Consider the following 11,508-nt stretch of genomic DNA (forward strand, 5'->3'; position numbering starts at 1 on the left):
TATCCATCCCCACGTAATAATTCGATCCCTCTCTTTCTTCTCACTTCTCACTTCTTTCCCCCCTACCTCTGTCCCCCCATCTCTGGACCGTTTTTTCCCAACCTAAGAATGGGATGGTTCATACCGACTGTGGTGGTGAAAATCCAGTCTTCGTCTAAGAAATGTAGAGTATTTTTCCAATAAGTCGGGTTGCGTAAACTGACTTCGGAAGCGCTTATGCCGTCTTTTGAGTCGGTTCCCGCAGACGGGGTAACAGTAGTCCATGCCGCACCACTGACCGTGCGCGTTGAGAGCGTCATATCACCGTTAGCATAGTTGTTAGATAAATAAATAGAAGTGCCGTCTAAATTTCCACAGACCCGCCCGATGTTTATGGTACTTGAACTGGTAGCCGTGATGCTTGCGCCCAAAGCAATATTATATTGTAAAGACGCCCCATCATATGCGACACCAAAAAGACCTCCTGTATTTGAATTACTAGTTATTTCACACATTGAAAAGTTATTTTTATATTCATTTGACAAATATAATTCCCCTGTTAAACCGCCAGACATAGTTGCATAGGCAGATACATTCCCCAGAGAGTAACAGTTTTCGATGTTTGAACCTTCACTCGCACCAATCAACCCCCCTACCGAATAACAGGCTATTCCTTTTATATTTCCCGATGCATAACAGTATTTGATATTGCTGTTTAATGTCCAACCTGCAAAACCGCCTACATAATTACCTCTTATAGCATTTATATCACTTTTTGAATAACAGTATGTAATGCTAGATTTCATAATATAACCGGCAAAACCTCCTATATAAAAGGGAGTTCTACTTGAATTTACCGTTAAAGGGCTGTCAGAATAACAATTATAAACATCTGACTCGTTAAACTGGCCTACGAAACCTCCAATAAATAGTAGTCTGACCTCAGAAGGTATTATGACATCAAAGGTTCTGGGACTGGCGGAACAGTTGGTTATTGCGGCATAAAGCTGGCTATCAATTAACAATCCTAAAAATCCATTACTATAAACACTTAATGCGTCTTCTAAAAATCCAATTATCCCAAAGGCGCCTCCAATATAGAAACTTCCGGAAAGTAAATTTACAGTAATATTTCCCTGCCGGTAAGCGGAATCTTTTATTACAGCATCGAAAACAATGCCCGCAAGCCCGCCTGTGACAAGCCCCTCATATTCATATAATTCATCTGTATAACAAGCGCTGGCAGTAACGTCGATATTTCCTACAACTGTTACTTTATCAACGTTAACCATTACGCCTTTATTCCTTCCGTCACCCGTAATAACTCCTGCAATACCGCCCATGTAAACAGAACTTCCTTTCATATCGTTTCTATTGGTGGGGTGATTCACCGTAAGATCAAGCCCGCCGTAGGCGTTTTCTATACTTGACGAGTCTCTCATTCTTCCAGCGAAGCCCCCGACTTCCATATTATCGTCAGTGACCACCGTAACTGAAAAACTGCCCAAAACAAGCGTGTTTTCCAATCTCGCCGTACCCGACATAATGCCGGCTATGCCGCCGAAGCGGGTTTCGCCGGAACGGGATACGTCGAAGCTAGTTACGTCGCCAGAACCCGAATACCGCACGGCAAGGTCTCGGATAAAGCCGCCGGACACTTCGCCGAACAGCCCGATATTGGCGTTCCCGCTGCCCGCAGCCGCAAAGCCGTTAATGCTAACCGTATGCCCGTTGCCGTAAAATTTGCCGGTAAAGGCGCCGAGTGGAACCCAATCGCTCACATTGACATCGCTTGTAAGCACTAACGTTCCTGAAAAGTTCGCGTTCAATGTTGCAGTAAAATTATTCTGCGAAAGTTCGATTGCCGGATTTGACACGCTTACGCTCATATCGGGAATGTTCCAGACCGACAGCGTTACGGGAGCCGCGTCTCCGGCGGCGTTATATCCTACTACGCTGATGTCGTATCTCTGCACGCCAGTTACCGCCTGGCCGTCCCTCACGTTGGACGCGTTTATTTTAGGAACAGTGATAAAACTGCTCTTGTCCAAAGTTTGGGTTGCAGATACGCCGCTGACTGTCTTTTGTAAAATTCCGTTTACATACACGCGCGCCCCGAGCATGTTGTTATCTTCCAACGGTTTACCGGGCGGGTTATTCGGCGGCGTATTCCAATTAAGCGTTATCCCGTCCCCTGCCGGATTTACATTCGCTTCAAGCCCGGTAACGGAAACAGGAGTTCCTGCCATCGTCCTTATCACGCCCCAAGGAGCCATAACGGATACGTTCCCCATACTGTCGCGGAAATACACCTCTACCGTATAATCATTCCCCTGTATCAATCCAGAAACGCTTTTGGTAAGCGACCTATTCAATTCGTCATTGACGCTGAGCCAGCCTGAGTCAACCGTAAAGGTATCGCCCGATATTCTATTGACGCATACCCGCCATTCAAGTTTGCCCCACTCGTCCATCGTCCAGGGTTTGTTATAAGCTCCGGTATACGGTATGCCGCCTTCGCTCCCGTTGTCGGAAAGATTTTCAATGTTGTTCAGCGAAAAGGTCATATCCGATGTTGAACCAAAAGTGTATGCGCTTGCCGCGTTTGGGACAGCGTCAGGCGTCAATCCGCCCGTTATCGCCGCGCCTAGGTCGCTAAGTTTGCCGCCGGGCGCGTCGGTGTCCATCACCACCGTTACAAAATGCAAGACGTTCACCGCCGAATCAAAATCTTGCTCTCTTATGCTGTTGCCGTCATTGGCAGTATCTTCATACCATGGCCGGATTACCATGCGGATAATCCCGGGCGCTAAGGTTTTCAGTTTATGGTTAATATAATAGTAACCGCCAACAGGGGTAATGTCATAGTACGTTTCAGGCGTGGCGCTTCCGCTTGCGGACAAACCGTTTAAATAATTGGCGAACTGCTCTGTAACGATAAAGCGGTTCGGCAAAACCGACACCCCTTCGGGGTTAGTTACGGTAAACCTGATATATACCGTGTCATATTGATACCCGTCCGTTACCTTCCAATTAAATCGGCGGTCTATTTCCGGGTCGTTCCACCTCTGCCCGTCCGCAAACCATACCGCGTCATTTCCGCCGCCGTCATTCTTCCGCCTTGCCTGTATGTTAAACGCCTCATAAACTTTTTGCGCCTCGCTAGTGCTGGTAAGGTAAGTTATGGTCTGAGCGGCGGCCATCGTAATTCCGTTCAGGTTTTGCACCCCCTGCCCTATTTCCACGCTGATATTGAGCAGTTGCAGATCGTTAGCCGGATAGCCGCCCGAATTTTTTACGGAAAGCATAAGAACGTCATTTTCCGGGAACGAAGCTTCAAAGTAGCCCGATATGTCGCCGTCCGTAATGTACACGCTGCCCGTTTCTTTTACAAACAGCTTTCCGTTATTTACGCCCGAATTGTAAATCGCGCTCACCTTAACAGTATCGCCCATGACTACTGTGTCTTGTTTTACCGCCATATTGAACCAGACTGAGATTCTCTGATCGTATGGGAAGGCGCTTAAAGCGGGTATAAGCGGCGGGTTGGAACGTATTACCTGCGGACGGTTGTCGCAGAACGGGACAAGGGTGACAGGTATGTTCACGCGGATAGTAACTGTTGCCGGATACGCGCCGGTATTGGTAACCTCTCCGCCGGTTACGTCAACGCCATTTCCGTTCAGCGAACCGCTTAACGCCTCTTCATAACCAAGGGCGATTATACCCGCCTGGTTATATTCATTGCTGTTAAACGCAAGCCACCCCCTAAAGCCGTACCCCGGACTAGGCGTAAACTCCGCATTGAACGGGTAGCCCAACCGCGTATCGCCGCACTTGCCTTCCCCAAACTGCGGGCTATTGCCCCAATCCGAAGGAACGGCGACGGTTACCGTCAGTTTTGCCGCGTTTGCCCAATCCACCTCGTCGCTGATAACTTTAAACAGATCAACTTTGGGAGCGGTGAATAAATCACATGACGAAAGAAAAATGAAAAGAGAAAAAAGAAGAAAGGAAAGAGCGAGAATAAGCGGGCGGCTGGTAATTTGCAGTGATATTGGTTTTATTTTCATTTTGTTGCCCGATGATATGGCGTGGGGGGGGGGGGGGGGGGGGCCAATTATGCACGCCGTCAAGGGGTGGGGATGAACAAATCCTAATATGGTACTAAGCAACAGTTTTTGTGTCAGGAATTGGTTATTTATAGCGACTTTTTGTTTCATTAAGATTATATTATCATTTTTTGTGAAAGTTGTAAAGTAGTAAAAAGGGGCTTTGTTCACTACTTATCATGAACTCCATGCTAAGATTTCAGACAAAAACCCCTCTTCCCTCTTCTTTGTGAGAACCTCTTGCGAATTACTCCGTTTTTTCCACCTGAGTCTTAGGAATTACCAGATTAAGAATAATTCCGACAACTGTGGCAAGGGCTACGCCAGAAAGCACAAAATGAAGGTCATTGGTAATATTAAACGCCAGACGACCGCCGCCGATGCCTATTACTAAAATTACGGAGTTAATCGTTAAGTTTCGCTTATCCTTAAAATCTACGCCGCTTTCTACGATTGTGCGTAAGCCGCTTGACGCGATAATTCCAAAGAGAAGCATACAGATGCCGCCAAGAACAGGAGAGGGAATTGTTTGAATTAACGCCCCTATTTTTGTAAAGAACGAAAGAAGTATTGCTATTACAGCCGCTCCACCGATAACCCAGACTGAATAAACGCGGGTAATCGCCATAACGCCGATATTTTCCCCGTAAGTCGTGTTTGGAGGACCGCCGAAAAGTGAAGCCCATGCCGTCGCGAGACCGTCTCCCAATAAAGTGCGGTGAAGCCCGGGGTTTTTATAAAAATCCTGACCGACAATTTTGCTTGTAACAAGCACGTCGCCTAAATGTTCGCAGATTGTGGCAAGCGAAATAATTATAAATGTTAAAACAGGAACTAAACTGAACTTTGGAGTGTAGAAGGTGGGAAACCCAAACCAGTGGGCGTCTTTTACCACTTGAAAATTAATAATAGCGTAAGCCGGAAAAATTAATCCCATTATATAAGTAAATAAATACCCTAAAACAAGGCCTATTAAAATAGGAATTGTGCTGAAAAAGCCTTTTAGTACAACATTCGCGACTATTATAGTTACCAATGTAAAAGCCGCTATTGACAGATATACTAAACTGTAATTTCCGTTTCCGTCATTCATCGCCATACCTATCGCAGTAGGCGCGAGGCAGAGGCCGATTACTATGATAACGGAGCCGATAACGACGGGCGGAAGCGCCTTATCAAGCCATTTTGTTCCGACAAACCTGATAACAAACGAGACTAAAGCGTAAAACAAACCGGCGGCTATCGCGCCGCCAAGGGCGTAATGAATGCCGTATTGAGCGCTTTGACCAATGGCGATTAATGCCGGAATAAAAGCAAATGAAGAGCCAAGAAAAGCCGGAACTTTCGCTCCGGTACAAAGAATGAAAATTAAAGTGCCGGTGCCGGCCGTAAACAGCGCGGCTGACGGCTGCAACCCCGTTAAAATTGGGACTAAAATAGTCGCTCCGAACATGGCAAAAACATGCTGTAACGATAAGGGAATCCATCTTGCCAGATTTGGTTTATCCTGCGGACGCAGTATATCTTGATTTGTCATAAGTACCTCCAAACACCCATTATATATTAAAAATTGGGGATTGTATATAACAAAATAAGCTAATCAAACAGGGAGGGAGATGAGTCTTCTTTCTTATTAAATTGACGCGTTTTTGACTGTTTTTCAGGAATAAATGAAATTCCCGCATTGATAAGTTTTTTCCATTGGCATAATGTGTTTAACGCCTCGACAGGGGTCATTTTATCAGGCTCTATCTCCTTCATCATCTTTTCAAACCTGTCATTATCATTAATTTTTTCTTCGTAAACCTTGTTTTTAGATTGGTTTACAATATTCTCTCCAAAAGTATCGCTTAAATCAGCGTCCCGTTGTTTTAAAAGCTTCATTATTTGCCCCGCCCTTTCAAGAACGTTCCGTGAAAGGCCGGCAAGCATAGCTACAAACAGGCCGTAAGATTCGGCGGCGGGGCCGTTTTTCAGTTTTCTTAAAAAGACAATTTTTTCCCCCTGTTCCAACACTTCCATTGAATAGTTCGCTAGGCGCGGATGCGATAAAAGCGACAGCTCATGAAAATGAGTCGCAAAAAGCGTTCTGCATCCTATTTTGTTAAGCAGTTCCTCGCTTACCGCCCACGCGATAGAAAGCCCGTCATTCGTGCCGGTTCCCCTGCCCACTTCGTCCATGATTACTAGGCTTTTAACAGTTGCGGTATTCAATATAAAAGCGGTTTCATTCATTTCTACAAGGAAGGTCGATTCGCCGCGAGCGAGGTTGTCAGAGGCTCCTACCCGGCAATAAATACGGTCGCAAAGCCCTATTCGCGCCTGTGAAGCGGGTACAAAACTGCCAGCCTGCGCCATAATTGTTATAAGGGCGGCGGAGCGCAGATAAGTTGATTTTCCCGCCATGTTGGGGCCTGTTATCATTGCGAAGGATATGTCTGCGGAGGAAGTATTTAAGAGAATATCGTTTGGGATGTATTCGCCGCGTCCAAGATGCGCTTCCACTACGGGGTGACGCCCTTCGTAGATTTCAAGACATGGGCTTTCATCAAGGACGGGGCGCGTCCAACCCCTTACCGAAGCCGCTTTTGCCAAAGACTGCGCCGCGTCAATTTCCGCAAGACGGCGCCCTGCGGCGGACAGAAGCTCAAGGCTTTTCTTTGCCTCTTCCCGTATTTCTAAAAAGAGTTTTTTTTCAAGCTCGATTACCTTGTCAGAAGCCCCATTAATATCAGATTCAATTTCGGCAAGATGGTCTGTCGAATAACGCTCTCCGTCGGCCATTCCCTGCCGCCTTATAAAATGTTTTGGCACTTTATCAAGGCTGTTTTTCTTAACTTCAAAAAAATAGCCGATTAGCCTGTTGTAACGTATTTTTAAATTTGATATTCCCGTTTCTATTTTTTCTTCTTCCAGATACTTCTCAAGAATCTGCCTGCTGTTGTCCCTCATCAGGCGCAAATCGTCCAGTTCTTTGTTAAAACCGTCTTTTATAAGGTTGCCTTCGCTAAGCAAGACCGAAGGCTCTTCAAGAATTCCCTTTTCAAGCAAATCCCGTATCTGTAAAAGGCTGTCAAAGTTACTGTTATTTTTACCGTCATCACGCTCAAAACAGATTTTCCCCTCGTTTAATTCTTCGCTAAAAAGTTCAGTAATGGCAAAAAAATAGGATATCGCGTTTTTTACCGCAAGCATATCCCTTGCGTGGGCCTTGTCCATCGCAAGCCTTGAGCAAAGTCGCTCAAGGTCGGGAGTTCTTCCTAAAATATCGCGTAACTTGCTTAAACGCTCCTGTCTGCGGTACAAATCCTCTACAATGTCAAGGCGCCTGTTTATTTTTTCCACGTCTCGAAGCGGGTGAAGAATGCGCCTTTTTAAGAGCCTGCGCCCCATCGAGGAGCGGGTTTCATCCATTACTTCTAAAAGCGAAAAACGCACGTCCCCGTCTCTTTGGTTGCACAAAAGCTCAAGATTTCTCTGGCTTGATTCGTCAATGCCCATATACTCGCCGTCACGGTAAACTTTAATCGTCCTTATGTGCGGCAAAAGGCTTTTTGAAGTTGTTTCAAGATAGTCAAGTAACGCTCCCGCAGAAATTATTTCGCCTGAGGTTTCTTCCATGCCGAAACTTTTTAAGTTTGCAAGACCGAATTGTTTTTCAAGTCTTGATTTTGCCGAGGCGGGATCAAAAAGCCAGTCAGCCCAGCGGTTTAAAACAATTGACGGGCGGTCATAAACCGCCTGCGCCACTTCTTTGTTTTCTTCCAAAAGCGATTCCTGAACAAGCAGTTCTTTTATTGAAAGGCGCTCCAGTTCCTGGCGCAGTATTTCACCCCCGCTTGAAAAACAAGTGGAAAAAAAATCCCCTGTTGAAAGATCAATATAAGAAAAAGAAATATCGCGCGTAACGCCGCTTTCATTTTTGCCATGTCCGCAGGAGGCAAGACAGCAAAGGTAATTGGAACTGCCTTTATCAAGAAAATCATCGTCTACGGTCGTTCCCGGAGTTATAATTTCTATAACGTCCCTTTCAATTACTTTTTGCTTTCCGGGGGCGGTCAGCTGTTCGCAAATAGCGATTTTTTTTCCCAGTTTTAAAAGCCTTGCAATATACGTTCTTGCGGCATGATACGGAACGCCGCACATGGGAAGCCCGTTACGGCTTGTAAGAGTCAGGTTTAATAAAGCTGAAACTTCTATGGCGTCCTGCGCGAACATTTCATAAAAGTCGCCCAGCCTGAAGAAAAGGATATTCCCTTCCTGCTGTTTTTTTATGCGCCTGTACTGTTCGAGCATAGGACTGGTTTTTAACTCGTCCATTTTTTTTACTAACGTCTGTTTCTTGTTTGCAAATTCTGAATTAATTTTTCCGTTATGTCAATCATTGGGCTGAACCAGATAATGTTTGGATTGTTTTTCATGTTTAAAACCATTGTGTACCCTTCACTTTCCGCGATATAGCGTATTTCATCATACACTTGGTTAAGAAATGTTCCCGATTGCATCAATTTGCTTCTTTCATCATCAAGTTCCGCCGTTTTTGTCTGGTAATACTCCTTTAAGTGTTCAGACCTTCTGTAGATTTGGTTTTCCAGCCTAAGCGCTTCAGATTCATTGTTAGCGTTAACAGCGTCGGCATGCCTTGATCTTAGAGCTTGAATTTCCTTGGTTATTTTGTCAATTTCCGCCTGAACTCTGGCGCTTTTTTCTTCAAAATCCCTTACCGCCTTTGAGTCTTTGAAATGAGCCATATAAACTTTTGACAGATCTACCACCGCAAAACGGGTAATCTGCTGGCCAAAAACGCACGATAAACACAGTACGTTTAATGATAAAAAAAGAATAACATGTTTAGACATAAATACTCCAAAGTTTAAACATAAATATTTCTAATATGATAACACGAAAGACATTACAATGTCCATACCCATCCATCTTTCATTTTCTTTTGAAGATCCAAAAATGGCTCCCGGTTTCCATTTAACTTTATCATCTTCTATTTGAAAACACTTGACCAAACTTATGCGGATTGGGAATTGCGGCAATGTAAACCTAAACCCTCCGCCATAACTGAATCTCATATTTTCAATAGTGAAATTGTTAAAATAATCGCCAAGTTCGCTCTCAATCCCCGCTGAATCAAAGAATAGATCAAACGCGAGAATGCCGTTCACAATAGGGAACCGCAATTCCAACCAACTGTCTAAAAGCAAATACCCCTTGTTGCGGTATTCATTGCTCCAGCCCCTTCCTATAAACATGCCGTCTACGGCAAGTTTGTTTACGTCTTCAACAGTAAATCCGTCACGTCCCGGCTGTTGGAATATTGTTGACAGTCCCGCGTGAATGCCGAAGACGCTTTTAAAATTCCACTTTTCCGTGACGGGAATATTAAATAAAGTAAAATAATATTCCGCTTTTACGTCATTACGCATATAATGCTCCCTTTCAGCGTTAAAGATTCCGTAATAACCAATTCTGTCGTACAGGTAATAACCTTTAGACGGATCGTAATAAATGTCGCGCTGATCAAGCGATAATGAAAACCACAATGAATTTTTTGGATTCCAATCATTATTGCCTTCCCTAAGGGCGGGATCAAAAGGCCTGTACAATTCGGCGTTATATGAATTATTAATTATGCCAAATCGCATTCCCCCATTTACGCCTAAAATGCCCATAAAAGTAGTCCAGCGGTAACCTGTTGAAAAACCTAATGATATATACCACTGTTCATATTGCATCAGGTAGTCCCTAGTAGGGGTTTTACTTTTATTAAAATAATCGCTATAAGAAGAAAAACCGTCGGGAAAAGCGTAAGATTCATTACCGTTAAAAAATGGGGGCTGGTTATCCATCGTGGCGTACCTTTTTGTATAACTTGCCGACAAATCAGTTCCAAGCGAAAGAGGAAGGCCAAGCACCCATCTATGCAAATAATTAACGGACAAAGTGCTTGAATCAATAACAGACGAGTTTAATTCAATTCCCAATTCATTGCCGCTTCCCGCGACATTGCGGTCATTCCATTTTAAAAGGCCGGATATGGGAAACGTGTCTGGATCCGCGCTGCCCGAAAAAGTAAATCCAAATTGAATTTCGGTAGTAGGCTGTTCTTCCACGGTAAAAACCAAATCCATTAAATTTTCAGTGCTGCCCGGAAGAGTGTCAGGAATTATTACGGAGAAATACTGAAGGTTATAAAGATTACGCAGGGCTTCCATTATTTTTACCTTAGAAAAAATATCGCCGCTTTCCATGGGTATTTCCCTTAAAATTACGCTGGTTTTTGTTTTTATGTTTCCAATAATAACAATATTTTCTATATAAGCCCTGTCTCTTTCAACAATTGTTATGTGATATGAAATAATATTTGTCTGGTAATTACGGGACGGGGATCTGATTATTGAGTTAAAAATATATCCGTTTTCATAATAAATATCAGCAACGCGCTGCAAGTCCATTTCCAGCCTTGTCATGTTTACAATTTCGCCTTTTTTAGAAGTTACAAGCTTGTCCAATTGTTCCGATGTAAAAATCACATTGCCTTCAAACGTTACGCCGCCAAATCTGAACTCTTCTCCTTCTTCTATCAAAAAGGTGAGCGTTAAATTAGTGCCTTTATCAGTTTCAGTCACGGTTTTGGTAACGTCCTTTACAGACATTTCTATATATCCCCTATCGTGATAATACTTTGTAACGGCTTCCCTGTCCGCAAGCAGTTTTGACTCCTGAAAAGCCCCGTCATTCAGCAGGGACTTCGCCTTTAACGAGAGCTGCCCTCTTAACGCGTTACTTGAAAATCTGAAGTTGCCTTGAAATTCAATTTTTGATATTGAGATTTTTTCATTTTCCGTTATATGAAAAACAAGCAAAATGGTTGAATCTCCCGATTGGGTTTGTGAAGACGTAATGATTACGTTTGGATAGCCTTTTTCTATGTATTTATTCTTTATCGCCTCAATATCAGTCCTGACTTTAGCCTGATTAAAAACATCGCCTGTCTTTGTTGTAATTGCGTCAATTAATTCATTGCGGCGCAATCCTGTATTTCCGGTAAAATTAATGCGGCCTACAACAGGGCGTTCAACCACTGTAAATTTTATAATTACTTCGCTCCCGGCCGTGTTATAGCGCAGAATGCCCGGTTCCAATCTTTCAAAATATTCCAGGGCGTATAATTTTCCCTGTATTTCAAGAAATATATTATTGGTAAAATTACGTCCTTTGTACGGATTCATCAGCGCGTCAAGTTCCGACTGGGCTATGTTTTTTAAACCGCTAAAAACAATTTCCCTTATCGGTTTGCCCTGATACCATTCATCAGACGATTGTGATGATTCATCGTCAAAATTTTGAGAAAAACCCAATACTGCCGTTGTAAATAAAAGAAAAACAAATACTCTAAATTTCATCA

General features: G+C 43.8%; 5 protein-coding genes. All 5 read right to left on the reverse strand.

Annotated features, from left to right (window positions below):
- Positions 1–62: 62 nt before the first annotated feature.
- Positions 63–4,202, reverse strand: a complete 4,140-nt coding sequence (locus ACYVRA_RS05425; RefSeq protein ID WP_461251733.1) for a GLUG motif-containing protein — start codon at positions 4,200–4,202, stop codon at positions 63–65.
- Between the two features lie 136 nt (positions 4,203–4,338).
- A complete protein-coding gene (locus tag ACYVRA_RS05430; protein WP_461251734.1) occupies positions 4,339–5,628 on the reverse strand; it encodes a uracil-xanthine permease family protein in 1,290 nt (429 codons plus the stop codon).
- A gap of 59 nt (positions 5,629–5,687) precedes the next feature.
- On the reverse strand, positions 5,688–8,411 hold the full coding sequence (gene mutS / locus ACYVRA_RS05435) for a DNA mismatch repair protein MutS (protein WP_461251735.1): 2,724 nt from the start codon (positions 8,409–8,411) through the stop codon (positions 5,688–5,690).
- A gap of 8 nt (positions 8,412–8,419) precedes the next feature.
- Positions 8,420–8,950 carry an OmpH/Skp family outer membrane protein gene (locus ACYVRA_RS05440; protein WP_461251736.1) on the reverse strand — a complete coding sequence of 177 codons (531 nt, stop codon included), beginning with the start codon at positions 8,948–8,950 and terminating at the stop codon, positions 8,420–8,422.
- Between the two features lie 30 nt (positions 8,951–8,980).
- Complete coding sequence (bamA, locus tag ACYVRA_RS05445) at positions 8,981–11,506, reverse strand: outer membrane protein assembly factor BamA (protein WP_461251737.1); 2,526 nt, start codon at positions 11,504–11,506, stop codon at positions 8,981–8,983.
- Positions 11,507–11,508 lie beyond the last annotated feature (2 nt).

The organism is Treponema sp. R8-4-B8, assembly GCF_054786175.1.